Genomic DNA, 23966 nt, shown 5'->3' with positions numbered 1-23966 from the left:
GCGATGGCCTTTCGCCTTTCGCCCGGCGCGGAGCGCGCCGGCTACCGCCTCGCAGCCTTCGAGACGCTCGGATCGACGAACGTCGAGGCGCTGGAGCGCGGCAAGGCGGGAGATCCGGGGCGCCTGTGGGTCGTCTCGCGACGCCAGGAAACGGGCAGGGGACGACGGGGTCGCCCGTGGGCGACGGAAAGCGGCAATCTTGCCGCCACCCTGCTTGTCACCGGCGAGCGCGACCTCGCCCATACCGCCATGCTCGGTTTCGTGGCCGGCCTTTCGCTCGCCGCAGCGCTCGACGCGGTGCTGCCGCAAGAGCGTCCGGTACGCGTGGCGATGGACGGCGCCGACGGTGCGAGCCCCACCGGCAAGCCTGCTCGGATATCGCTGAAATGGCCGAACGACGTGCTCCTCGGCGGTGCGAAGCTCGCCGGGATCCTCATCGAGACGGCGGGCCTCGCGCAAGGCGGATACGCCGCTGCCGTCGGCATCGGCGTCAACGTCGTCAGTCATCCGCAGGATCTGCCGTACCCGGCGACGGACCTTTCCTCGCTCGGGCTTGCGCATGATGCGGAAGACGTGTTTCTGGCGCTGTCGGATGCCTGGCTGGATACGGTCGGCGATTGGGATGCGCCGGGCGGGCTCGCGCGTATCCGCGAACGCTGGCTGGCGCGTGCGACGGGGATCGGCGGAGAAGTGGCGGTGCAGCTTCCCGGCGAGGTCGTTCGCGGCGTGTTCGAGACGATCGACGAGGATTGTCGCTTCGTCGTGCGGCAGGCGGACGGCACGCGGACCCGTATAACCGCAGGCGATGTTCATTTCGGTGCCGTCGCGACGAAACGCGACGATGAAAAGGAGACTCAGTGAACGATCGGGAAACGGAAGAACTCGTCTTCCTGCCGCTCGGCGGCGTCGGCGAGATCGGCATGAACCTCGCGCTCTACGGCTACGGTCGGCCGGGCGCGCGCGAATGGATCATGGTCGATTGCGGCGTCACCTTTCCCGGCCCCGACCTTCCGGGTGTGGATCTCGTCCTGCCGGACATCAGTTATCTGGCCGAGGAGAAGGCGAACCTAAAGGGCATCGTCATCACCCACGCCCACGAGGATCACTACGGCGCGCTCGCCGATCTGTGGCCCGGGCTGAACGTGCCGATCTATGCGTCTCCGTTCGCAGCCGGCATGCTGGAGGCCAAGCAGGCTTACGAGAAGAGCGAGACGCAGATCCCGGTCACGGTCTATCGGGCGGGCGAGCGCTTCACGGTCGGACCCTTCGAGATCGAAGCCGTGCCCGTCAATCACTCGATCCCCGAGCCCGCCTCGCTCGCCATTCGCACGCCACTCGGCACCGTCCTGCATTCCGGCGACTGGAAGATCGACGCCGCGCCGGCGCTCGGTCCGCTGACGAATGCCGATCGCTTCCGCGAAATCGGCGACGAGGGCGTGCTCGCCCTCATGTGCGATTCGACGAACGCCATGCGCGAGGGAGTTTCGCCTTCCGAGCAGGAGGTCGCCGAAGGTCTCGAAGGCGTCATCGCCAACGCGAAGGCGCGGGTCGCGGTCACGAGCTTTTCCTCCAATGTCGGACGGATCCGGTCCGTCATCCAGGCTGCGACCAAGGCCGGCCGCGAAGTTGTCCTCGTCGGCAATTCCATCAAGCGCGTCGTCGGCGTGGCCCGCGACGTCGGCCTGATGGACGACATCGGACCCTTCGTCGACGAGGCCGAATACGGCTACCTGCCGCGCGACAAGGTCGTGCTGGTGCTAACGGGAAGCCAGGGCGAATCGCGCGCGGCGCTGGCGCGCGTCAGCCGGGACGAGATGCGCGACGTCGCGCTTGCCGCCGGCGATACCGTCGTCTTCTCCTCGCGCACCATCCCCGGCAACGAAAAGGCGATCGGCGAGATCAAGAACGCGCTCGTGAACCGGGGCATTCATATCGTTTCTGATTCCGACGCGCTTGTTCACGTTTCCGGTCATCCGCGGCGCAGCGAACTGCGGCAGATGTACGAATGGGTCCGCCCGAAGATCCTCGTGCCCGTTCATGGCGAGCCGATGCATCTCGAGGCGCATGCCGCACTCGGGCGCGAAGTCGGCGGCATGGCCGTGCCGCGCGTGCGAAACGGCGAAATGCTGCGCCTGGCGCCCGGCGAACCCGAGATCGTCGATACCGCACCCTGTGGTCGGATCTTCCGCGACGGCAAGATCATCGGCGATGCCGAGGAGGTCGGCGTCGTCGAACGGCGCAAGCTCTCCTATGCCGGCCACGTGGCGGTAAACGTCGTTCTCGACGGCGGGCACGAGCTGGCGCGCGATCCGGAAATCGAGACGAACGGCCTGCCGGTCTACGACGGCGAGGGCGACGAGATGGTGGAGATCCTCCTCGACGCCGCGGTCGAGGCGATCGAAGGCATCCCCCGCAATCGGCGGCGCAATACGGCGACCGTCCACGAAGCCGTTCGGCGCAGCGTGCGCTCGGCCGCCCGGATCGCGTGGGGCAAGAAACCGGTCGTCACCGTCTTCGTCACCGAGCTTTGAACCGATGCTCGGGCGCCTCGACCACGTCGCTCTGGCAGTGCCCGATCTGGATGCCGCCTGCGAGCGTTACCGGTCGGCCCTGGGAGCGCGCCTCTCGCCGCCGAAAGACCTGCCGGACCACGGTGTGCGGGTCGTCTTCGTCGAACTCGAAAACACCCGTGTCGAGCTTCTGGAGCCGCTCGGGACCGGATCGCCGATCGCCCGTTTTCTGGAAGCCAACCCGGCGGGCGGCATGCATCATATATGCTACGAAGTCGCCGATCTCGCGGCAGCGCGCGACCGGCTGGTCGGCGAGGGCGCGCGGATCCTTGGCGACGGCGAGCCGAAGATCGGTGCGGCCGGCAAGCCGGTGCTCTTCGTGAATCCGAAGGATTTCGCCGGCACCCTGATCGAACTCGAGGAGGCCTGATCGGCCGGCCCGAGGAGCACGAATGCCCTGGTACTCCTACGCCGCGGTCTATTTCATCGTCTGGTGGCTCGTGCTCTTCGCCGTGCTTCCCTTCGGCGTGCGTTCGCAACAGGAAGAGGGCCACGTCGCAGAAGGGACGGAACGCGGTGCGCCAAGCCGCTTCGGCGTCGGGCGCACGCTGCTGGTCACCACGCTCGTTTCGCTGATCGTCTACGCTGCCTATTTCGGCGTCACCGATTGGCTCGGCTATTCCTTCGACGACATTCCGCAGATCATTCCGAGCGCCGGATAATGCAGGTCGCCGGCTGACCCGCAAGATGCAGAACGGCCGATGGCAGAGCAAAAAAAAAGGCCCGAAGGCCTTTTGTATAAGCGTCGCGTGATCTCTTCCCGTAGGGGCTGCAGCAATGAAGCCGCGCCTAAGATCTTATCCTCCCAAGACTTGCTCGCGAAATGGGCAGATGTTCGAGCGCCTGCCTCTTTGATAATCGTTCATTAGCAAAAGAACCTTTGGTTGTCATCAGAAAAATGACACACTGTCTCCAATCCTGCGTATCACCCATTCTGCCCGACGCGGTTCGCGGCAATTCGCCGTCGAGATGGCGTCTTTCCATCGTGCGCCGAAGCGTCTAAGACCACGCAAGGCTGCGTCGGCGGCCGGGATTCGCCTCACCGAGCAGAAGAAACTGCGAGAAACGACCTTCATGCGCCTTTCGCGATATTTCCTGCCGATCCTGAAGGAGAACCCCAAGGAAGCGGAGATCGTCTCCCATCGCCTCATGCTGCGCGCGGGCATGATCCGGCAGCAATCCTCGGGCATCTATTCGTGGCTTCCGCTCGGCAAACGCGTGCTCGACAAGGTCAACACCATCATCCGCGAGGAACAGAACCGCGCCGGCGCGGAGGAAATCCTCATGCCGACGGTGCAGTCGGCGGACCTGTGGATGGAAAGCGGGCGTTACGACGCCTACGGCAAGGAGATGCTGCGCATCACCGACCGGCAGGACCGGGCAATGCTCTACGGTCCGACCAACGAGGAGATGGTGACGGACATCTTCCGCACCTACGTGCGCTCCTACAAGGACCTGCCGCTCAACCTCTACCACATCCAGACCAAGTTTCGCGACGAGATCCGTCCGCGCTTCGGAACCATGCGCTCGCGCGAGTTCATGATGAAGGACGCCTATTCCTTCGACCTCGACCTCGATCGCGCGCGCGAATCGTATCACCGCATGTTCGTGGCGTATCTGCGCACCTTCGCGCGCATGGGCCTGAAATCGATCCCGATGCGCGCGGAAACCGGGCCGATCGGCGGCGATCTCAGCCACGAGTTCATCATCCTCGCCGAGACGGGCGAGTCGGAAGTGTTCTGCCACCGCGACATTCTCGATTTCGACGTTCCGGGATCCGATACGGATTTTCGCGATGCCGGCGGCCTGGCGTCGATCGTCGATAAATGGACCACGCTCTACGCCGCGACCGAGGACATGCACGAGGTCGAGCGTTACGAGAACGAGGTGCCGCAGGATGCCCGCGTATCGGCTCGCGGCATCGAGGTCGGCCATATCTTCTATTTCGGGACGAAGTATTCCGAACCGCTGAACGCGAAAGTCACCGGGCCCGACGGACAGGAGCATGCCGTGCACATGGGCTCTTACGGCATCGGCCCGACGCGCCTCGTGGCGGCGATCATCGAAGCATCGCATGACGATGGCGGCATCGTCTGGCCGGACGCGGTCGCGCCCTTCGACCTGATGCTGATTTCCATGAAGGCCGGTGACGAAGCCTGCGACGCCGCCTGCGAACGCATCTACGAAGCGGCCGCGAATGCCGGCCTCGACGTGCTCTACGACGATACCGACGAACGCGCCGGCTCGAAGTTCGCCACCGCCGATCTCGTCGGGGTGCCGACGCAAGTCGTCGTCGGCCCGCGTTCCATCGCCTCGAGCGAGGTAGAGGTCAAGAACAGGCGCACCGGCGAGCGCGAGACGCTGAGCGTCGAAGCCGCGATCAACCGGCTGACGGACGGGCGCTGATCAGCAAGCACGAGGAGAGGCCGATGGTCGCGCAGTCTACGACCGCGCAAGGGCAGGCGGATGCGGCTACGCCGAGACCGGCAGGGCCGTTCTCGGTCTTCGAGCGGCTGGTCGCCTGGCGCTACCTTCGCGCCCGACGCAAGGAAGCGACGATCTCCGTCATCGCCGGCTTTTCCTTTCTCGGCATCATGCTCGGCGTCGCCACACTCATCATCGTCATGGCGGTGATGAACGGCTTTCGAACCGAACTCATCACCCGCATTCTCGGCATCAACGGCCACATGGTCGTGCAGCCGATCGACGGCCCGCTTACCGACTACGATTCGCTCGCCAAGCGCCTGCGCGACGTCGCGGGCGTACGTCTGGCGATCCCGCTCGTCGAGGGGCAGACGCTTGCCTCGGGTGCGAACGGGGCGGGTACCGGCGCGCTTGTGCGCGGCATCGCGCCTTCCAATCTCGACAAGCTCACCCTCGTGTCCGGCAACATCAAGTCCGGCGATCTGAAAAGCTTCAATTCGGGCAACGGCGTCCTCGTCGGCCAGCGCATGGCCGAAAGTCTCGGGCTCGGCATCGGCGACGAGATCAAGCTCATCTCTCCAGAAGGCGACGTGACGCCGCTCGGCATGACGCCACGCGTAAAATCCTACCAGATTTCCGGTATTTTCTCCGTCGGCATGTCGGAATACGACTCCTCGATCATCTTCATGCCGCTCAGCCAGGCGCAGCTCTACTTCAACTCCGAGGGCAAGGTTCAGTCGATCGAACTGTATGTCGACGACCCCGGCAATGTCGGCGCGCTCAGACCGGCGATCGAGAAGGCGGCCGGCCGCCAGATCTTCATCACGGACTGGCGCCAGCGCAATCAGAGCTTCTTCTCGGCCCTGCAGGTCGAGCGCAACGTCATGTTCGTGATTCTGATGCTGATCGTGCTCGTCGCGGCGCTGAACATCGTCTCGGGCCTCATAATGCTGGTCAAGGACAAGGGCAGCGACATCGCCATCCTGCGCACGATGGGTGCGACCTCGGGCGCGGTCATGCGCATCTTCTTCATGACCGGAGCGGCAATCGGCATCGCCGGCACGCTCGCCGGGCTGATCATCGGCGTGCTCGTGTGCTGGAACATCGATTCGATCCAGGAATTCCTTTCCTGGACGCTCGGGGTGACGCTGTTCAATCCGGAACTCTATTTCCTGAGCCAGCTCCCAGCCAAGATGAACCTCGGGGAAACGGCGGCGGTCGTCGGCATGTCGATCGGCCTGTCCTTCCTTGCCACGCTGTTCCCAGCGTGGCGCGCCTCGAGGCTCGATCCGGTCCAGGCTCTGCGTTACGAATGAGGCCGCATCCCTTGGAACCCGCAGCGCGCACCGTTCTTCGGCTGGAAAAGGTCACCCGGCAATATGCCCAGGCCGACCAGCCGCTCGTCATCCTGAAGGAAGCCGACTTCGCCATGAACGCCGGAGAGACGGTCGCGCTCGTCGCGCCTTCCGGGGCCGGCAAGTCGACCCTTCTCCACGTCGCGGGTCTGCTCGAGCGGGCGGAGGAGGGGGACGTGTTTCTGCGCGGCGAGCCGTGCGGCGGCCTTTCGGATGCAAGGCGCACGGCCATGCGGCGATCGGATATCGGCTTCGTCTATCAGTTCCATCATCTGCTGCCGGAGTTCACGGCCGCCGAGAACATCATGATGCCGCAGATGATCGCCGGTCTGAAGCAGCCGCAGGCGCAGGAACGCGCAGAGCAGTTGCTTGACTACATGCGCATCGGCCATCGCGGACACCATCGCCCGGCCGAACTTTCAGGTGGCGAACAGCAGCGCGTCGCGATCGCGCGGGCCGTGGCCAACGCGCCGTCGATCCTGCTTGCCGACGAACCGACGGGCAATCTCGATCCGGAGACGGCGGGCTACGTTTTCGAGGCACTCGAAGCGCTGGTGCGCCAGTCGGGCCTGGCCGCACTCATCGCCACGCACAACCACGAGATCGCCAACCGGATGGATCGACGCGTGACCCTGCAGGATGGACGCGTCGTCGATTACTGAGCGAAGCGAAAGCGCAGAGCTCAGCCGCCGACGAACTTCACCGTCACGCCCTTCTTGACCATCGCGGCCAGTTCGGCGGCGTCCCAGTTGGTCAGACGCACACAGCCATGGCTGTTGGTCTTGCCGATCAGCGAGGGTTCCGGCGTGCCGTGGATGCCGTAGGTGGGCTTGGAAAGGTCGATCCACATATTGCCGACGGGACCGTTCGGCCCTGGCGGAATGGTCAGCGCCTTGTCGTTCGAGCCCTGCTTGAAGTTGATCTTCGGATTGTAGGTATAGGTCGGATCCTTGGCGACCGCTTCCACGGTGACGGTGCCGGACGGCGAGGGCGTATCCGTCGAGCCGATCGTCGTCGGATAGGCCGCGAGCAGATTGCCGTTAGCGTCGTAGGCGCGGACCTGTTCCTTCGTCTTGTCGGCGACGATGAGGCTGACCGACCCCGTCACGTTCCGCCCCGGTCGGGCGACCTTGATTTCGGTTCCGGGTACGGAAAGGTTGGCACCGGGGTTGAGCGCCTTCAGGTAATCCTCGTCCATATGGAAGCGTTCGGCGAGCATTTCCGCGGTCGAGGTATAGCCGAGCTGCTTCATCTCGGCCTTCTTGCCGTAGTCGGAAGGAACCGAAGCGACATAGGGGCCGGCGGCGTCGGACGGGGTGATCGTATATTTCTGGAACGCCGGCCCGCCCGTTTCCATCAGCTTACTACGGATGGCCTCGCGGTCCTTCGGGCCGGGATGCTGTCCGGTCATCGTCGCATAGGCGTCGAGCGCCTTGTTCACGTTGCCGCCCATGCGTCCGTCGATGACACCCGGAGACGCACCGGCGCGATCGAGCATTACCTGCAGGCGGGCGACTTGAAGCTTGTCCGCGGCCGAAGGCTCGGCGTTGCCCGTCGTCGGCGAAATGGGCCGTTCGGCGTCGTTGCCGGTGTCTGTCCGGTTGTTCGCGTTGCCCTGCGGCTGCGTATCCGGCGCGGCGATGACCGGAATGCGGCTGCGGTCGAGACCCGTATAGCCACCTTGGTCCCGCCTGGACGGAAGATCCTGGCGTTCGACGTCACCGCGGCGGGTGGACCTTGGAAGACGGTCGTATCCGCGCTTGCCTTCCAGCTGGTCGAGCGGCACCTCGGTCGCGACCTTGCGCCCGTCCCGCCCGACGAGCACACGCCGGCCGTCGGGATCCCAGTAGACGTCGACGCTGCCCTGTTCCGGGATGCCGTCGAGAACGCGCCCGTCCGGCGTCACGAGCACCATCGGTCCTTCGGGCCCGTAATCGACGATCGTCTGTGCGCTCGCAGCACCCGTGCTCAAGAGCAGGGCAAGCGTCGTTGCGGAGAGGAAGGCAGTCGCGGCGGGGCTGATCATCGTCATGTCCGGATTCGATACACTCGCGTTAAACGCGTGAATGCAACGATTGCTTCACATCGCCCCATTAAGGGCAGAAACATGGTGAACGTACCATTAACGGGCCGGCTAGCCATGGTCGAAACCTGGGCATTTCCCGGCCAGATTGATCCAGTCCGGCGTCGCAAGCAATGCGCAGGACAAGGAGTTCTAGACGACTTCGGCCGGTGCGAGGCGGCATCGCGCCTCGGCGTCCGTCTCGATCTGCAGCGTCGGATGGCCGATGCCGAAGCGTTCGTCGAGCATGCTTGCCGTCTCCTGCAGGAAATGCGTGCCCGGGTAGCCTTCGGGCATGACGAGATGGCAGGTCAGCGCCGTTTCGCTGGTGCTCATCGCCCAGACATGCAGGTCGTGGACCTCGGTGACGCCCTTACACTCGGCGAGGGCGGCGCGCACTTCGTGCGTGTCGATTTCCGACGGCGCGGCGTTGAGCGACATCGACGCGCTTTCGGTAAGCAGGCCCCAGGTGCTCCAAAGGATCACGGCGGCGATGACGAGGCTGACGACCGGATCGATCCATGCAAGTCCCGTCCACATGATGAGAAGGCCTGCGACGACGACGCCGATCGAAACGCCCGTATCGGCCAGCATATGCAGATAGGCGCCGCGAATGTTGAGGTCGCCCTTGCTGCCGGAAGCGAAGAGCCAGGCCGTGACGGCGTTGATGACGATACCGATGCCTGCGACGACCATCACCGTGACGCCGGCGACCGGACCGGGCTCGATCAGCCGCCGGATCGCCTCGGTCGCGATGCCGCCGACCGCCACGAGCAGGATGATCGCGTTGAAGAGCGCTGCCAGGATCGACGAACTGCGCAGTCCGTAGGTGAAGCGGCCGCTCGGTGGCCTGTTCCCGAGGAGGACCGCGACCCAGGCGACGACGAGCCCCAGCACGTCAGAAAGGTTGTGCCCGGCATCGGCGAGCAGCGCCATGGAATTGCCGAGAACGCCGTAGATCGCCTCGAGCGCGACGAAGACGATGTTGAGTGTGATGCCGATCGCGAAGGCCTTGCCGAAGGTGGCCGGCGCATGGACATGTCCGCCCGGACCGTGATGGTGCCCGTGATCGTGATCCCCGTGGTCGTGATGACCGTGGTCGTGATCCCCGTGGTGATGGTGGTCGTGGCCATGGCTTTCGGGCATGCGGATCGGTCTCCTTGCTGCAAACGTATATGGTCCACGAAGGATACGAACAAGTCCGCCGGCAGGACGGGCATTCCGGCATGGGTTTCCATCGAACGCTTGCGCCTCCCGCGCGTTCTGCGCCATGCAAAGGAATATCGAAGCGAAGCGCCGGCAGGTGACCGGCGAGGACGAAAAGGGCGCATCATGATTCGAACGGCATGGGCCAATCCAATAGTGGCGTCGGGACCGGCGGTAGACCTTCGGCGGACGAGGCCGCCGCGCGCATCGTCGCTGCTGGCGGCGGCCGCGCTCGCCCTTGCGGTGGTCGCGACGAGCATCGCGCATGCCCAGCAGAACGCTCCCGACGAAAAGACGATCGCCCCGTTCGGCTCGACCATGGTCGTCAAGCAGAAGGAAGACGGCGTCGATACGAGCGAGATCCTGAAGGCCGTCAAGGCGAGCGGTTCGGCCGCCAACGCCATCACCGAGCTTTCCTCGCTGGCGGACGTCCATATCGTCTATATCGACAAGGTTGCCGACAAGCCGGACCGCACGCGCATCACCAAGGCGGCGGATAACAACGCGGAGGATGTCGGCCAGCTTCAGACCGCGCTCGAGGCGAACGCGCTGACCTACGCGGCGCTGAACGCGCAATCCATCTCGCCCTCGATGATCGTCGGCGCACGCGTCGACGGGGACCGTGAAAAGACCGTGGTCGTTTATACGAAAAGCCCTTCGGTCCAGCCCGACGGGAACGGCACCGGACAGGACCAGTGAACATCGGCGTCGCGGCCGAGCGTTCCGGCCTGCCTCCCAAGACGATCCGCTACTACGAGGAGATCGCGCTCGTAACACCCGGACGGAGCGAAAACGGCTATCGCGCCTACGAGGAGGCGGATGTGCACCGGCTACGCTTCCTCCATCGCGCGCGCGACCTCGGTTTCACCATCGAGGAATGCCGCCAGCTGCTGGCCCTTTATTCCGACCGTGCCCGCGCGAGCGCGGACGTCAAGGCGATCGCCGAGACCAAGATCGCCGAGATCGATCGGAAGGTCGCCGAGTTGCATGCGCTGCGCGAGACGCTCGCCCATCTCGCAACGACTTGCCACGGCGACGATCGGCCGGACTGCCCCATACTGGAAGACCTCGCCGGCAGCGAGTGAGGGGCAAGCCGCCTGCCGCCTTCGGGGCGTCGCAGAACGAGCGGGGTCGTATCACCGGAGCATATGAATATGGTGCGGGAGCCTCTGCGTCGTCAGGGCATCCGGCCAGTAACCGAGCGTCTGCAGTCCGCCGACAATGAGCGCGAAGGCGACGGCCACGGCCGCCGCGATTACCTGCGAGCGGGAAGGCGGGCGGCGGACCCATCGCGCCATGCGCAGCATCAGGCGAGCCATGATATCCATGCGCTAATCCTAAAGCGAAATCACCGCAATGCCAACGGTGCCGAAGGCAAACTTCCGCGTTGACACAGAGGTTTGGAATGGTTTGTGCATTCAGCGAACCAATGTCGGCGAGATCGTGCTTCCAGGCGAACCTTACGTCTACGATGAACCGGACGCGCTCGATGACATCCGCATGGCCGGATTGCGCAGGCTCCAATCGATCAGCATCGGAGCGCCACTTCGCGGCATGAGCGAGCGATGCTCACCAAACGCGCGAAGCGTCTAGCCGGACGATCTTTGCCGTGTTCTTCCTCGTCCATCCGCGAGCCCGAGAAGGTGCGCGACGTCCTTGAAGAAGACGCGGAGATGGGCGAACGGCTGATGGCGCACCAGCTTCTTGTTCATGTACGCCTCCCAGGTGAGCCGCTGGACGTCGCGGTCGCGGCAGATCGAGACGAAGCGCTCGCGCTGGCGGTCGGAGCGATACCATACGGCCTGCAGGATGGAGAGGACGCGGAAGACGCGCCCGTGCTCGCGCATGAAACGCCGGCGCGCCGTCGCCAGAGCCTTGGCGTCGCCGCTTTCGAGGAAGGCCAAGACGGCTTCGCCGACGCGCCGCGCGCTGACCATGGCGTAGTAGATGCCTTCGCCGGAGGCCGGTGCGACGACGCCGGCGGCGTCCCCCGCCAGCACGACGTCGCGGCCGTTGTCCCAGCGCTTCAAAGGCTTCATCGGGATCGGCGCGCCCTCGCGCCGGATCGTCGTGCATCCTTCCATGCCGACGGTGGCGCGAAGGCGGGTCACCGCGTCGCGCAGGCCGTATCCCTTGCGGGCCGTCCCCGTGCCGATGCTGGTGCGCGGACCGTGAGGGAAGATCCAGCCGTAGAAATCCGGCGAGATTCGGCCCTGATAGTAGACGTCGCAACGCTCCGGGTCGAAGGCGGCCGTCTCGCGCGGCGAGTCCACGATTTCGTGATAGGCGAAGACGCACCGCACCTTGTCGGCACCCTTCACCGCCTGCCGACCGACGGCGGAACGCGCCCCGTCCGCGCCGACGACGCATCGCGCGCGGATCGAAAAGGTCTCCGGCTCCCGTCGGCCCGCTTCCTTGACGGCGAAGGTCAGGCGCGGCGTACCGTCCGGGTCGCGCTCGAAGGTGCGGAAGACGGCGCGCCGTCGTTCGGCGCCGGCCGCAACCGCGCGTTCGCGCAGCCACGCGTCGAAATCCTCGCGGTCGACCATGCCGACGAAGCCGTCCTCGATCGGCATGTCGACGCGCCGTTCGCTCGGCGCGATCATCTGCGCGGATCGGATGCGGGCGACGAGCAGGCTTTCGTCGATCGCGAAATCACGGATGAGGGCAGGGGGGATCGCACCGCCGCACGGCTTGATGCGCTCCTCCCGGTCGACGAGCAGCACCATGCGGCCTTCGCCGGCGAGTTCGTGCGCGACGGTCGCGCCCGCCGGCCCGCCGCCGACGACGACGACGTCATAGGTCTGCGAATCCTGCGCCGCCTGCTCGTTCATCGTCGTTCCTTTCGAACTCGCTTCGTTGGCGTCTTCCCTCGGTCGCATCATCCCGCGGATACGGCCAGCGCGCTGACCAGCATGCCAAGCACGTAGAGGCTCGTTCCGGTCGCGTTGTACCAGGCGGCCCGTCCGGCGCAGTCCTTCATGAGGCGGCGCATCAGGCCGACCTGTACGACCAGCATCGCCGCGACGATCGCCGCATGCATCGGTGCGCCCCAGACGAAGAGTGCGATGCAGACCGCGACCTGTGCCCCTGCCATCAGCGCGCAGGCGATCCGCGCCGCGCCCTGAACGCCGTAGCGGGCGGGCAGGGAGCGGATGCCGCTCGCGCGGTCGCCGGCCACCGACTTGAAATCGTTGAGCGTCATGATGCCGTGCGCACCGAGACTGTAGAGGGCGGCGAGGACCAGGATATGCCCGTCCGGCACGCCGCCGGCGATGACGGCCGCACCCGTGAACCAGGCAAGCCCCTCGTAGGAGATCGCGACGGCGGCGTTGCCATACCAGCCATTGCGCTTCAGGCGCAGCGGCGGCGCGCTGTAGGCCCAGGCGAGAACGAGCCCCGCGAGCGCACCCCAAAGCACGACCGGCCCGAGGAGAGCGGCGAACGCAAGCGACACGACGCTTGCCACGACCGCCAGTGCAAGCCCCCACCGGCCCGGGATGCGCCCCGAGGGAATCGGACGTTCGGGCTGGTTGATGGCGTCGACGTCGCGGTCGTACCATTCGTTGACGATCTGGCTCGTCGCGCAGAGGAGCGGGCCCGCAAGCACGACCCCGGCAAACGCCATCGGCGCGTCGCCACGGCTCAGGCCGGCCGAAACGCTGCCGCACATGAACGCCCACATCGGCGCGAACCACGTAACCGGCTTGGCGAGCTCGATGACCGTGGCAGGCGAAAAAGGCGGACCGGAAACGGAAGCCGAAAGTGAACGCATCATGCCGGAATGCTAGAGACGGCCCCGACATGCGTCAAGTTGAATTGACACTCCTGTCACCCGCGATAGTCGGCGGTCAGGCATCGTCCGGCGAGGGACCCGAAAGCCCGTAGCGATTGAGCTTGGAATAGAGGCCCTGGCGGCTAAGACCGAGGAGTTCGGCGGCCGAAGCGCGGTTCTGGCCCGTCGTTTCGAGGGCCGCCTCGAGGCACATCTGTTCGATGATTCCCGTCGTCTCGCGCACGATGTCGCGAAGCGGCATGCGGCCTACGAGGTCGATCATCTCGTTTGCCGGCCGGATCTTGTGGTTCCGCTCGCCGGTCGGCCGCGAAACCGCGTTTTCCGGCCTCACGAGAAAGCCGTAGGTCTCGCGTCCGCCGAAATTCGTGTGGCCGGCACTGACCGACACGGGCTGCCGGCCGCTGCGCCACCAGCCTTTCAGGATCGTCGTGAACTGCTTGACCATGCGTTTGGTCTTGAGGTTCGACGCGAGCAGCGCAGTGTCCAGTTCGTGTTCGCCGAGCAGGTTTCCGAGCGGCGCCCCGACGATGCGCGAAAGGTCGGGAACACCGGAAAGGTCGAGGAACGCGTCGTTCGCCGCGACGATGTTGAGTTTGGCGTCGGTGACGACGAGCGCCTCGGGAAACTGCGACAGGAACCGGTCGAGCGCCGGATTGGCCCGGTCCGCGGAATAGTCGCGTTCGGGCGGCAACAGCCTCAGGACAATGTGGCGCCGTCCCTCGCGCCGCATGAACGAGACGTTGACCTCGCTTTCCCGATCGGCGTTCTTCACGAACAGGCGGATGCGGGCCGTTCGCTCGCGCACCGCCGCGTCGAGGGCGGCGCGCAGCGTCTTGCCCTCAGGGCCGTCCAGATGCTCGCCGAGCGACTGTCCGTCCAGGCTCGTGCGGTCGACATCGAGAAGCTCTGCCGCCGCAGCGTTCGCCTCGTCGATCGCCAGGCTCACCGCATCAGCGATGATGACGGCATCGGGCGCCGTTTCGAGGAGCGCGCGGGCCTGCATCTCGACGTTTCGCGCATGGGCGTATTCACGCTCGATGGAAAGTTCGGCTTCGATCGCGCGCTGCTGCAATTGGGAGACCGAGCCGAGGTCGCGGCCGAGAAAGATGGCGTGGCCCTTCCGGCTGAGAGGAACGACCCTGTATCGTATCGGACGGTCCGTTCCCGAATCGCTCGGATGGTTGATCTCGTGCCAGAGTCGCTCGGCGGACGGGCCTTCCATGGCGAGCATACGCTCGACCTTCGGCAGGCATTCCGACGTTACGATCTCGGAAAACTTGCGGCCGACCCAGTCGCGACCGGCATCGCCGTCGTAATGGCCGTCGCCGAACGCGACGTCGCGGATACGCCCTTCGGCCTCCACGACCATGGCGATGTCCGCGGCTGCGACGAGGAGGCGGCCGACCAGTTCGGCTTCGAGATCTGAAAAGGCCGCTTCCGGTTCTGCGAAGGCCACGACCTCGGGCACGGATTCGGCTTCCATAGGCAAGGGTCTCGTTCCGTCAGGATATGGCGGGTTTCATGACGTCGAGGACCTACCAAGACTTTTTGTCGAGATAAAGCTTTCGCCGGATGCCACGGCGTGGGCGGCATCCTGGCACACGATGTCGGCGCCGTACCGCTCGACCCTGCGCGGTGATTCGTCCTGGAAGGCGGGGCCTCCGAGCATCAGGCAGCTCGATTCGTCGCAGGAGGAACGGCGCAGGAACGCGACCTTGTCCGACAGTTCGTCGAGGTGCCGGCGATGCCCGACGGAAAGCCCGATCAGCGAGAAGGGACGTGAGGCCGCGAGCTTTCCCGCTTCCTTGAGGTCGCCGCGGTTCGCGAGTTCCACCTCCCATCCGGCGGCCCAGAAATGCTCGGCGACCATCGCCAGACCGAAGGTATGCTGCTCGTCGTCCGCTGCGGCGAGCAGGATCGACCGGTCGGCCGAGTCGAGCGGCAGGCAGGCATCGTCGGCTTCCGCCATGAAGCGCTCGCGCATCAGCCGTTGCAGCATTGCAGTCTTGTGCGTGACGTCGACGAAGCTCAGGCGATCCGCCACCCAAAGATCGCCGATGCACCGCGCGGCGGGTGTCAGGAATGCTTGACATACGTGCTTGGCGCTGCCGCTCGCGGCGGCGAACTTGGCGAGGTCGTCGCGCCGTCCTTCGAGCAACAGGTGCAGGAAGGTGCCAAAGTCCTCGTCCGCACGGCTTTGCGTAGCCTGGCGTTCGACGGCGGAGTGCCGCTTGCGGAGTTCACCGGCAACCTTGTCGCGAACGACGCCCCTCAGCGCGTTGCGAAAGTCATCTTCCGACGGTGGATACACTGGCTGTGCACGCACAGCCCGCTCGACTTGCAACTCATGCGCGATGTGCGGCATGGGCATCGCTCCCTCATCTTTTTCCCGATCTGGTCGTCCGGCTTGTCCCCCCGGACATCCCCACGATCAAAGTCTACGCCCGTCCGCGTCCGTAAGTAAAGATGCGGGCTGCGACATCTCGACCGCATTTCGTCAGCGTCAATTCAGCTTGACACTCGGCAAGGCGAAGATCACTCTCGCGACCATGACTTCGCACCGTTCGACGGACATGATCCCGAACGCCGCTTCATCGGGTCGGCGGCTCAGCGGCGAAGGGCTTTACACGGCGGAAGAGCGCAAGCGCCGCGACGCGACCGGCTGGACCATGGTCCAGGGGGTTCTCGCGCCGGTGCAGTTCCTCGTCTTCCTCGTCAGCCTGACGCTGGTGCTGCACGCCCTTTCGACCGGCGAGGGGTATGCGCTCGCCACCGCCTCGGTGGTGGTGAAGACGTGCGTCCTCTACGCCATCATGGTCACCGGCTCGATCTGGGAGAAGGTCGTCTTCGGCCGCTACCTCTTCGCGCCCGCATTCTTCTGGGAAGACGCGGTGAGCATGGTCGTGATCGCACTGCACACGGCCTATCTGGCGCTTCTCGTCTTCCATGCGGACGGCGTGCACTTGCAGCTGATCGTCGCGCTCGCCGCCTATGCGACCTACGTCGTCAACGCCGGTCAGTTCGTCTTCAAGCTGCGCGCCGCGCGCAAGCAGGAGGAAGCGGCGCGCCGGGCGACGACAGCGGGACCGGAGGCCTTCGCCTGATGAACGCCTCCACCACGCTCACTCCCGCCGAACCCGTCGCCGGCTGCCGTGACGCCGACGTGCTGCGCGAACGCGGACAGCACGAGGTGTTCTGCGGGCTGACGGGAATCGTCTGGCTGCATCGCAAGATCCAGGACGCCTTCTTTCTCGTCGTCGGGTCTCGCACCTGCGCGCACCTCATCCAGTCCGCGGCAGGCGTGATGATCTTCGCCGAACCGCGATTTGCGACCGCCGTCATGGAAGAGCGCGATCTCGCCGGGCTCGCCGACGCCAACGAGGAACTCGACCGCGTCGTCGCCCAGGTGCTCGAACGCCGGCCGGAAGTGAAGATGCTCTTCCTCGTCGGCTCCTGCCCGTCGGAAGTCATCAAGCTCGACCTGAAGAAGGCAGCGCAGCGTCTCTCGGCGAACTACGCACCGGACGTGCGTATCCTGAACTATACGGGCTCCGGCATCGAGACGACCTTCACCGAGGGTGAGGACCAGTGCCTCGCGAGCCTCGTCGACTGCATGCCGGCGACCGAGCCGGAAGCGGAAGCCGACCTCCTCGTCGTCGGCACGCTCGCCGATGTCGTGGAGGACCAGTTCCAGCGGCTTTTCGACGAGATGGGGATCGAGAACGTCGCGTTCCTGCCGCCTCGGCGATCCGGCGAATTACCCTCGGTCGGCCCGAACACCCGTTTCCTGCTCGCCCAGCCCTTTCTGACGGAGACGGCGCGCAAGCTCTCCGATCGCGGCGCGAACCGGCTCGCAGCACCGTTCCCGCTCGGAGCGGAGGGCACGACCGGTTGGCTGAAGGCAGCCGCCGATGCCTTCGGCGTCGAACCCATGCGGTTCCGTGCTGCGACGGCCGCGCCGGAAGCCCGCGCGAAGGCCGCGACGGCGAAGCGTCGCGGCGCGCTCGAAGGCAAGTCGATCTTCTTCTTTCCCGATTCGCAGCTCGAAGTGCCGCTTGCGCGGTTCCTGTCGCGCGAAATGGGCATGGTGCCGGGCGAGGTGGGCACACCCTATCTCCATCGCGAACATCTCGACCCCGATCTCGCGCTGCTGCCGGATACCGTTCGCCTCAGCGAAGGCCAGCACGTCGACCGCCAGCTCGAACGCTGCCGTGCCGACCGGCCGGACATGGTCGTCTGCGGCCTCGGCCTCGCCAATCCGCTCGAGGCGGACGGCATGACGACCAAATGGTCGATCGAACTCGTCTTCACGCCGATCCAGGGCTACGAGCAGGCCGGTGATCTCGCCGACCTCTTCGTGCGTCCCTTCGACCGGCGCACGCGGCTGGAGGTGTAGCGCCATGCAGCTCACCGTGTGGACCTACGAAGGACCGCCGCATGTCGGCGCGATGCGCGTCGCGACCGGCATGGAGGGCGTGCACTACGTGCTGCATTCGCCGCAGGGCGACACCTATGCGGACCTGCTTTTCACCATGATCGAGCGGCGCGACAAGCGCCCGCCGGTCACCTACACCACCTTCAAGGCGCGCGACCTCGGCACCGATACCGCAGCCCTCTTCAAGGGCACGCTGGAAGAGGCCTACGAGCGCTACCGCCCGCAAGCGATGCTCGTCGGCTCGTCGTGCACGGCCGAACTGATTCAGGACGATCCGGCCGGCCTCGCACGGGCTGCGAACCTGCCGATCCCCGTCGTGCCGCTGGAACTGCCATCCTATCAGCGCAAGGAAAACTGGGGCGCCGCAGAGACGTTCTACCAGCTCGTTCGCGGGCTCGCCGACACGGAAGAGCCACAGCGCCATCGCCCGGCGGGCGAGGGGTCGGTCTGCAACATCCTCGGGCCCACGGCGCTCGGCTTTCGCCATCGCGACGACGTCGCCGAGATCACGAAGCTGCTCGGTGAACTCGGCATCCGCATCAACGTCACCGCGCCGATGGGGGCAACGCCGGCCGATCTCGTGCGCCTGGGTGCCGCGGACTTCAACGTGGTGCTCTATCCCGAGACCGCGGGCACGGCCGCCAAATGGCTGAAGCGCACCTTCGACCAGCCTTCGACCACGGTGGTGCCGATCGGTCACGGCGCGACGAGCGACTTCGTTCGTGAGGTGGCGGAACTCGCCGGCATCGATTCCGAACCGGTGCTCGCTCGCGCCGGGTCGCGACTTCCGTGGTACTCGCGCTCGGTCGATTCGAACTACCTCACCGGCAAGCGCGTCTTTATCTTCGCCGATGCGACGCATGCGCTCGCCGCTGCCCGCGTGGCGCGCGAGGAAATGGGGTTCGAGGTCGTCGGTCTCGGCACCTATGCGCGCGAGTTCGCCCGCGACGTGCGTGCGGCGGCGAAGGAAATCGGCGTCGAACCGCTGATCACCGACGATTACCTCGAAGTCGAGCGGGCCATCGCCGAAGCGCAACCGGAAATGGTGCTAGGCACGCAGATGGAACGCCACATTGCCAAACGCCTCGGCATCGGCTGCGCGGTCATTTCCGCGCCGGTGCATGTGCAGGATTTTCCCGCGCGCTACTCGCCGCTGATGGGATTCGAGGGTGCGAACGTCCTCTTCGACACGCTCGTCCATCCGCTGACAATGGGGCTCGAGGAGCACCTGCTCGGCATGTTCCGCAAGGATTTCGAGTTCAACGACACCGCGCAGCCCTCGCATCTCGCGGCGGAATCGGCCGGCACGGATCGCGCGGAAGCCGAAGCGGCGACGGTGGCGCCCGCCGACGGGCCGATCTGGGTGCCGGATGCAGAGGCGGAACTGAAGAAGATCCCGTTCTTCGTGCGCGGAAAGGCACGACGCAACACCGAGGCCTATGCCGCCGAACAGGGCCGTTCGGAAATCACCGTGGAGACGCTGTATGACGCAAAAGCGCATTTCAGCCGCTGAGGGTGAGCCCGTGCGCGTCGTGCTGATCACGCTCGACGCCCACATGGCCGAGGCCGCACGTGCAGCCGAGACCCGGCTCTCCCGCGACCTGCCGGGCACGACGATTTCCTTCCACGTCGCGACCGACTGGGCGCGCGATCCGGACGCACTGGCACGCTGCAAGGCGGACATCGCGCGCGGCGACATCATCGTCGCCAACATGCTCTTCATGGAAAACCACATCGAGCCCGTGCTCGAGGACCTGACGGCGCGGCGCGCGCACTGCGACGCGATGGTCGGCGCGATGGCCGGTGCGGAGATCGTGCGGCTGACACGGCTCGGCCGTTTTTCGATGGATGGTTCCGGCGGCGGCGTGATCCAGTTGCTCAAGCGCCTGCGCGGCTCGCGCGGCAAGGGCGGCACGGGCCACAAGGCGAGTTCGGGCGCCAAGCAGATGGCGATGCTGCGCCGGCTGCCGAAGATCCTGCGCTACGTGCCGGGCACGGCGCAGGACGTGCGCGCCTATTTCCTCGCCATGCAGTATCTCCTAGCGAGTTCGGAAGAAAACATCGCCAATCTCGTGCGCTTCCTTGTGCGGCGCTACGCGAGCGGCCCGCGCGCGCATCTTCGTGGCACCATCGAGGCGGCCGAGCCGACCGAATATCCCGATACCGGCCTTTATCATCCACGCATGCGCGGGCGGATCGGCACCGACCGCTCCCGCCTGCCGAAGCCGTCCGGCAAAGTGAAGGGGCGCGTCGGCCTCCTCGTCATGCGCTCCTACGTGCTTGCCGGCGATACGGGGCACTATGACGGGGTGATCGCCGCGCTCGAAGCGCGTGGTCTCGAAGTCGTACCGGCCTTCGCAAGCGGGCTCGATGCGCGGCCTGCTGCTCGGCAGTTCTTCTTCGAAGACGGCGAGCGGACGATCGACGCGCTGGTCTCGCTCACCGGCTTCTCGCTCGTCGGCGGTCCGGCCTATAACGACGCGCACGCGGCCGAAGCGCTGCTCGAAGAACTCGACGTGCCGTATCTCTCCGCTCAGGCGCTCGAGTTCGAAACGGTGGAGGAATGGCGCGAGAGCGATGCCGGCCTGTCGCCGGTCGAAGCGACGATGATGGTCGCGATCCCCGAGATCGACGGCGCGACCGGGCCGATCGTCTTCGGCGGACGCTCCGGCACGCCGGCGGCCGACGGCAGCCGGCGCATGGTCTGCGACGACGAACGGGCCGAGACGCTTGCCGGACGCGTCGAAAAACTGATCGCGCTGCGGAAGACCCCGGCCGCCGAACGGCACCTCGCTATCACGCTCTTCAACTTCCCGCCGAACGCCGGCGCGGTCGGCACGGCGGCGAACCTCGCCGTCTTCCCATCGCTCATGCGCACGCTGAAGGCGTTGAAGGCCGAAGGCTATTCGGTCGATCTGCCGGCGGACGAGGACGATCTGCGCCAACGCCTCGTCGACGGCAATCGCGAGCGCCACGGCACGCCGGCGAACGTTCATGCGCGGATCGACGTCGACGCGCATGTGCGCAGCGAGCCGCATCTGGCCGAGATCGAGGCGGCATGGGGTCCGGCGCCCGGCCGGCAGCTCACAGACGGTCGCTCGATCTTCGTCATGGGCGCGCGCTTCGGCAATGTCTTCGTCGGCCTTCAGCCCGCCTTCGGCTACGAAGGCGATCCGATGCGGCTTCTCTTCGAGAAGAACTTCGCTCCGACGCACGCCTTTTCGGCCTTCTACCGCTATCTGCGCCAGGATTTCGGCGCGGATGCCGTCCTCCATTTCGGCACGCACGGTGCGCTCGAATTCATGCCGGGCAAGCAGGTCGGCCTCGGTGCGACGTGCTGGCCGGACCGGCTGATCGGCGACCTGCCGAACCTTTACCTCTACGCCGGCAACAACCCCTCCGAGGCGACCGTCGCCAAGCGCCGCTCGGCAGCGACGACGGTCAGCTACCGCGCGCCGGCGCTCGCGAAGGCGGGGCTCTATCGCGGATTGGGGGACCTTCGCGGCTCGATCGCACGCTGGCGCCAGCTCGTGCCGGAAAACCGGTCCGAGCGTGCGGCGCTCGTCGAGACGATCCAGGCGCAGGCCGCCGAACTGGATCTCGCCTCAAGCGAACCGGCATGGAACGAGCCGACAAACGCGATCGACGATCTGCGCGTGAAGCTCGACGAGATCGAGCAGACGCTCGTTCCCCATGGCCTGCACGTGCTCGGCGAGACGGCCGGCACGGAGGAAAAGCTCGAACTGCTGGAAGCGATCGCCGGTTTGACGCTCGACGGCGAGACCGCATCCGCGTTCGCGCAAGCCGTGATCGACGGTCAGACGGCCGAAGCGATCGTCGAGCGCTTCGGCGAGGCCGCAGACGACGCGGCTCTGCATGAGCTCGCGACACGGCTGATCACGCTTGATCGCGACCTCGGTGTCGATCACGAGATCGCCGGCCTCATGCACGCACTCGAAGGCGGCTTCACGCCGCCGGTCAAGGGCGGCGACGTGATGCGCGCGCCGGAAACCGTGCCTGCCGGCCGCAATATACATGGCTTCGATCCCTTCGCCATTCCGAGCGCATTCGCCGTCGGCGAGGGCAGGGCGCAGGCCGAACGGCTGATCGCGCGCCACTGTGCCGCCGGCGAAAGCCTGCCGGAAACGGTCGCGATGGTGCTCTGGGGCACCGACAACCTCAAGAACGAAGGCGGTCCGCTCGCGCAGGCGATGGCGCTGATGGGCGCACGCCCGCGCTGCGACGGCTTCGGCCGGCTTGCCGGTGCGGAATTGATCCCGCTCGCAGATCTCGGCCGGCCGCGCATCGACGTGCTCGTCACCGTGTCGGGCATCTTCCGCGACCTGCTGCCGCTTCAGACCCGACTTCTCGCCGAAGCGGCCTTCATGGCGGCGAGCGTCGACGAGCCGGAAGCGCAGAATTTCGTACGCAAGCACGCGCTCGCCTATGCCGCTACTGAAGGCTGCGACTTCGAAACGGCAGCGCTGCGCGTCTTTTCCAACGCCGAAGGTGCCTACGGTTCCAACGTCAACATGCTGGTCGATTCCGGCGCGTGGGGCAGCGAGGGCGAACTCGCCGAGACCTACCTCAAGCGCAAGTGCTTCGCCTACGACCGCAACGGCGCCTGCGCCGAACGCAGCGCCGTGCTCAAGGCGGCCCTCGCGGACGTCGCGCTGACCTACCAGAACCTCGAATCCGTCGAACTCGGGGTCACCACGATCGACCATTATTTCGACACGCTCGGCGGCATCAGCCGGGCGGCCCGCGAAGCGCGCGGCGGTGAGGCGGTACCGGTCTATATCGGCGACCAGACGCGCGGCACCGCCGGCGTGCGTACCCTTTCAGAACAGGTTTCCCTCGAAAGCCGCACCCGCATGCTGAACCCGAAATGGATCGAGGGCATGCTCGCCCATGGCTACGAGGGCGTCCGCCAGATCGAGGGTCACGTGACGAACACGCTCGGCTGGTCGGCGACGACCGGCGCCGTGGAGCCGTGGATCTATCGGCGCGTGGCCGAAACCTTCCTGCTCGATCCCGAAATGCGCGAGCGGCTGGCACGGTTGAACCCGACCGCTTCGGCACGCATGGCGAACCGCCTCGTCGAAGCCCAGGAACGCGACTATTGGCAGCCAGGGCCGGAAGAGCTCGAAGCGCTGCGTGACGCCCATGACGATCTGGAAGATCGTCTCGAAGGAATTTCCATGGAGGTGGCAGCATGACCGTCGTCCACTCGACCGTCACACCCGTACGCCGTCGCGAAGACGGCGAAGGCAGCGTCCAGGTCAAGATGAATCCGGCGATGACCATCGATTCGGCTAAGGTCTTCGCAATCTACGGCAAAGGCGGTATCGGCAAGTCGACGACCTCGTCGAACCTGTCCGTTGCCTTTTCCAAGCTCGGCAAGCGCGTTCTCCAGATCGGCTGCGACCCGAAGCACGATTCGACCTTCACGCTGACGAAGCGGCTGCAGCCGACCGTCATCGACGCGTTGGAACAGGTCGATTTTCATTCCGAGGAACTGCAGCCGGAGGACTTCGTCTTCGAGGGCTATAACGGCGTCATGTGCGTGGAAGCCGGCGGCCCGCCGGCCGGAACCGGCTGCGGCGGCTACGTCGTCGGCCAGACGGTGAAGCTCCTGAAGGAGCATCACCTGCTCGAAGACACCGACGTCGTCATCTTCGACGTGCTCGGCGACGTGGTCTGCGGCGGGTTCGCCGCGCCCCTGCAGCATGCCGAACGTGCGCTCGTGGTAACGGCGAACGACTTCGATTCCATCTTTGCGATGAACCGCATCGTCTCCGCGATCCAGGCGAAGTCGAAGAACTACGACGTGCGCCTCGGCGGCGTCATCGCCAACCGGTCCGCCTCGACGGACGAGATCGATCGCTTCAATGCCGCGACCGGCCTCGAGCGCATCGCGCATTTCCCGGATCTCGACGTCATCCGCAAGTCGCGGCTGAAGAAGTCGACGCTGTTCGAGATGGAGCCGTCGCCGGAACTCGAAGCCGTGCAGAACGAATATATGCGCCTTGCCGCGGAGCTTTATGCCGGTGTCGAGCCGCAGGCCGGCGTGTCCATGAAGGACCGCGACATCTTCGATTTCCTGGGCTTCGAATGA

Annotated in this window: 21 protein-coding genes; 14 read left to right on the top strand and 7 right to left on the bottom strand. The window is 65.8% G+C overall.

Going from position 1 to position 23966, the window contains the following annotated elements:
* Positions 1-3 precede the first annotated feature (3 nt).
* From FJU11_RS05375 to FJU11_RS05345, 7 genes are all read left to right on the top strand, one after another.
* The gene (locus tag FJU11_RS05375; protein ID WP_141166000.1) at positions 4-861 is read left to right on the top strand and encodes a biotin--[acetyl-CoA-carboxylase] ligase; all 858 of its coding nucleotides are present in this window, start codon (positions 4-6) and stop codon (positions 859-861) included.
* 59 nt (positions 862-920) lie between these two features.
* Positions 921-2531, top strand: coding sequence for a ribonuclease J (locus tag FJU11_RS05370; protein WP_141166035.1), 1611 nt, complete (start codon positions 921-923; stop codon positions 2529-2531).
* Positions 2532-2535: 4 nt separating this feature from the next.
* Positions 2536-2940 (top strand): methylmalonyl-CoA epimerase, encoded by a 405-nt coding sequence (gene mce / locus FJU11_RS05365; protein WP_141165999.1) that lies wholly within the window; start codon positions 2536-2538, stop codon positions 2938-2940.
* Between the two features lie 22 nt (positions 2941-2962).
* Complete coding sequence (locus FJU11_RS05360; RefSeq protein WP_141165998.1) at positions 2963-3232, top strand: DUF1467 family protein; 270 nt, start codon at positions 2963-2965, stop codon at positions 3230-3232.
* A 412-nt stretch (positions 3233-3644) separates the two neighbouring features.
* Complete coding sequence (gene proS / locus FJU11_RS05355) at positions 3645-4976, top strand: proline--tRNA ligase (RefSeq protein ID WP_141165997.1); 1332 nt, start codon at positions 3645-3647, stop codon at positions 4974-4976.
* A 23-nt stretch (positions 4977-4999) separates the two neighbouring features.
* Positions 5000-6310: a lipoprotein-releasing ABC transporter permease subunit gene (locus tag FJU11_RS05350; protein ID WP_141165996.1), complete on the top strand. Its 1311-nt coding sequence runs from the start codon at positions 5000-5002 to the stop codon at positions 6308-6310.
* An 11-nt stretch (positions 6311-6321) separates the two neighbouring features.
* Complete coding sequence (locus FJU11_RS05345; RefSeq protein ID WP_235890827.1) at positions 6322-7011, top strand: ABC transporter ATP-binding protein; 690 nt, start codon at positions 6322-6324, stop codon at positions 7009-7011.
* Positions 7012-7031: 20 nt separating this feature from the next.
* Here FJU11_RS05345 and FJU11_RS05340 read toward each other — a convergent pair whose 3' ends face one another.
* The gene (locus tag FJU11_RS05340) at positions 7032-8381 is read right to left on the bottom strand and encodes a L,D-transpeptidase (protein ID WP_235890825.1); all 1350 of its coding nucleotides are present in this window, start codon (positions 8379-8381) and stop codon (positions 7032-7034) included.
* A gap of 183 nt (positions 8382-8564) precedes the next feature.
* Complete coding sequence (locus tag FJU11_RS05335; RefSeq protein WP_141165994.1) at positions 8565-9557, bottom strand: cation diffusion facilitator family transporter; 993 nt, start codon at positions 9555-9557, stop codon at positions 8565-8567.
* A gap of 186 nt (positions 9558-9743) precedes the next feature.
* Here FJU11_RS05335 and FJU11_RS05330 point away from each other — a divergent pair, with 186 nt between their 5' ends.
* Both FJU11_RS05330 and cueR read left to right on the top strand, forming a co-directional pair.
* On the top strand, positions 9744-10316 hold the full coding sequence (locus FJU11_RS05330; RefSeq protein ID WP_141165993.1) for a hypothetical protein: 573 nt from the start codon (positions 9744-9746) through the stop codon (positions 10314-10316).
* On the top strand, positions 10313-10702 hold the full coding sequence (gene cueR / locus FJU11_RS05325; protein WP_141165992.1) for a Cu(I)-responsive transcriptional regulator: 390 nt from the start codon (positions 10313-10315) through the stop codon (positions 10700-10702). Before FJU11_RS05330 ends, cueR begins: the two co-directional genes overlap by 4 nt.
* 51 nt (positions 10703-10753) lie before the next feature.
* Here the strand turns inward: cueR and FJU11_RS05320 are convergent, their stop codons facing one another.
* From FJU11_RS05320 to FJU11_RS05300, 5 genes are all read right to left on the bottom strand, one after another.
* Complete coding sequence (locus tag FJU11_RS05320; RefSeq protein WP_141165991.1) at positions 10754-10945, bottom strand: hypothetical protein; 192 nt, start codon at positions 10943-10945, stop codon at positions 10754-10756.
* A gap of 261 nt (positions 10946-11206) precedes the next feature.
* On the bottom strand, positions 11207-12451 hold the full coding sequence (locus FJU11_RS05315; RefSeq protein ID WP_141165990.1) for a geranylgeranyl diphosphate reductase: 1245 nt from the start codon (positions 12449-12451) through the stop codon (positions 11207-11209).
* A 47-nt stretch (positions 12452-12498) separates the two neighbouring features.
* Positions 12499-13392 (bottom strand): chlorophyll synthase ChlG, encoded by an 894-nt coding sequence (gene chlG, locus FJU11_RS05310; protein WP_141166033.1) that lies wholly within the window; start codon positions 13390-13392, stop codon positions 12499-12501.
* A 76-nt stretch (positions 13393-13468) separates the two neighbouring features.
* On the bottom strand, positions 13469-14896 hold the full coding sequence (ppsR, locus tag FJU11_RS05305) for a transcriptional regulator PpsR (RefSeq protein WP_141165989.1): 1428 nt from the start codon (positions 14894-14896) through the stop codon (positions 13469-13471).
* A gap of 36 nt (positions 14897-14932) precedes the next feature.
* Positions 14933-15784 carry a cobalamin B12-binding domain-containing protein gene (locus FJU11_RS05300; protein WP_181408055.1) on the bottom strand — a complete coding sequence of 284 codons (852 nt, stop codon included), beginning with the start codon at positions 15782-15784 and terminating at the stop codon, positions 14933-14935.
* Positions 15785-15986: 202 nt separating this feature from the next.
* Here FJU11_RS05300 and bchF point away from each other — a divergent pair, with 202 nt between their 5' ends.
* From bchF to bchL, 5 genes are read left to right on the top strand one after another with little or no spacing between them, the layout of a single operon-like run.
* Positions 15987-16517 (top strand): 2-vinyl bacteriochlorophyllide hydratase, encoded by a 531-nt coding sequence (bchF, locus tag FJU11_RS05295; protein ID WP_235890834.1) that lies wholly within the window; start codon positions 15987-15989, stop codon positions 16515-16517.
* Positions 16517-17809: a ferredoxin:protochlorophyllide reductase (ATP-dependent) subunit N gene (locus tag FJU11_RS05290; RefSeq protein ID WP_141165986.1), complete on the top strand. Its 1293-nt coding sequence runs from the start codon at positions 16517-16519 to the stop codon at positions 17807-17809. Before bchF ends, FJU11_RS05290 begins: the two co-directional genes overlap by 1 nt.
* 4 nt (positions 17810-17813) lie before the next feature.
* Positions 17814-19361 (top strand): ferredoxin:protochlorophyllide reductase (ATP-dependent) subunit B, encoded by a 1548-nt coding sequence (bchB, locus tag FJU11_RS05285; RefSeq protein ID WP_141165985.1) that lies wholly within the window; start codon positions 17814-17816, stop codon positions 19359-19361.
* Complete coding sequence (locus tag FJU11_RS05280; protein WP_141165984.1) at positions 19333-23067, top strand: magnesium chelatase subunit H; 3735 nt, start codon at positions 19333-19335, stop codon at positions 23065-23067. Before bchB ends, FJU11_RS05280 begins: the two co-directional genes overlap by 29 nt.
* Positions 23064-23966 carry a ferredoxin:protochlorophyllide reductase (ATP-dependent) iron-sulfur ATP-binding protein gene (gene bchL / locus FJU11_RS05275; RefSeq protein WP_141165983.1) on the top strand — a complete coding sequence of 301 codons (903 nt, stop codon included), beginning with the start codon at positions 23064-23066 and terminating at the stop codon, positions 23964-23966. Before FJU11_RS05280 ends, bchL begins: the two co-directional genes overlap by 4 nt.

The organism is Pararhizobium mangrovi (assembly GCF_006516965.1).
GTDB classification, from domain to species: domain Bacteria; phylum Pseudomonadota; class Alphaproteobacteria; order Rhizobiales; family Rhizobiaceae; genus Pararhizobium_B; species Pararhizobium_B mangrovi.
The sequence above is the reverse complement of the archived record's forward strand: the minus strand, read 5'-3'. Positions and strand labels throughout refer to the sequence as shown.

Bases quoted from the DNA above. Each gene is read 5' to 3' on its own strand.
- FJU11_RS05375 (WP_141166000.1), top strand. From the start codon at position 4: ATGGCCTTTCGCCTTTCGCCCGGCGCGGAGCGCGCCGGCTACCGCCTC.
- FJU11_RS05370 (WP_141166035.1), top strand. From the start codon at position 921: ATGAACCTCGCGCTCTACGGCTACGGTCGGCCGGGCGCGCGCGAATGG.
- mce (WP_141165999.1), top strand. From the start codon at position 2,536: ATGCTCGGGCGCCTCGACCACGTCGCTCTGGCAGTGCCCGATCTGGAT.
- FJU11_RS05360 (WP_141165998.1), top strand. From the start codon at position 2,963: ATGCCCTGGTACTCCTACGCCGCGGTCTATTTCATCGTCTGGTGGCTC.
- proS (WP_141165997.1), top strand. From the start codon at position 3,645: ATGCGCCTTTCGCGATATTTCCTGCCGATCCTGAAGGAGAACCCCAAG.
- FJU11_RS05350 (WP_141165996.1), top strand. From the start codon at position 5,000: ATGGTCGCGCAGTCTACGACCGCGCAAGGGCAGGCGGATGCGGCTACG.
- FJU11_RS05340 (WP_235890825.1), bottom strand. From the start codon at position 8,381: ATGACGATGATCAGCCCCGCCGCGACTGCCTTCCTCTCCGCAACGACG.
- FJU11_RS05335 (WP_141165994.1), bottom strand. From the start codon at position 9,557: ATGCCCGAAAGCCATGGCCACGACCACCATCACCACGGGGATCACGAC.
- FJU11_RS05330 (WP_141165993.1), top strand. From the start codon at position 9,744: ATGATTCGAACGGCATGGGCCAATCCAATAGTGGCGTCGGGACCGGCG.
- FJU11_RS05320 (WP_141165991.1), bottom strand. From the start codon at position 10,945: ATGGATATCATGGCTCGCCTGATGCTGCGCATGGCGCGATGGGTCCGC.
- FJU11_RS05315 (WP_141165990.1), bottom strand. From the start codon at position 12,451: ATGAACGAGCAGGCGGCGCAGGATTCGCAGACCTATGACGTCGTCGTC.
- chlG (WP_141166033.1), bottom strand. From the start codon at position 13,392: ATGCGTTCACTTTCGGCTTCCGTTTCCGGTCCGCCTTTTTCGCCTGCC.
- ppsR (WP_141165989.1), bottom strand. From the start codon at position 14,896: ATGGAAGCCGAATCCGTGCCCGAGGTCGTGGCCTTCGCAGAACCGGAA.
- FJU11_RS05300 (WP_181408055.1), bottom strand. From the start codon at position 15,784: ATGCCCATGCCGCACATCGCGCATGAGTTGCAAGTCGAGCGGGCTGTG.
- bchF (WP_235890834.1), top strand. From the start codon at position 15,987: ATGATCCCGAACGCCGCTTCATCGGGTCGGCGGCTCAGCGGCGAAGGG.
- FJU11_RS05290 (WP_141165986.1), top strand. From the start codon at position 16,517: ATGAACGCCTCCACCACGCTCACTCCCGCCGAACCCGTCGCCGGCTGC.
- bchB (WP_141165985.1), top strand. From the start codon at position 17,814: ATGCAGCTCACCGTGTGGACCTACGAAGGACCGCCGCATGTCGGCGCG.
- FJU11_RS05280 (WP_141165984.1), top strand. From the start codon at position 19,333: ATGACGCAAAAGCGCATTTCAGCCGCTGAGGGTGAGCCCGTGCGCGTC.
- bchL (WP_141165983.1), top strand. From the start codon at position 23,064: ATGACCGTCGTCCACTCGACCGTCACACCCGTACGCCGTCGCGAAGAC.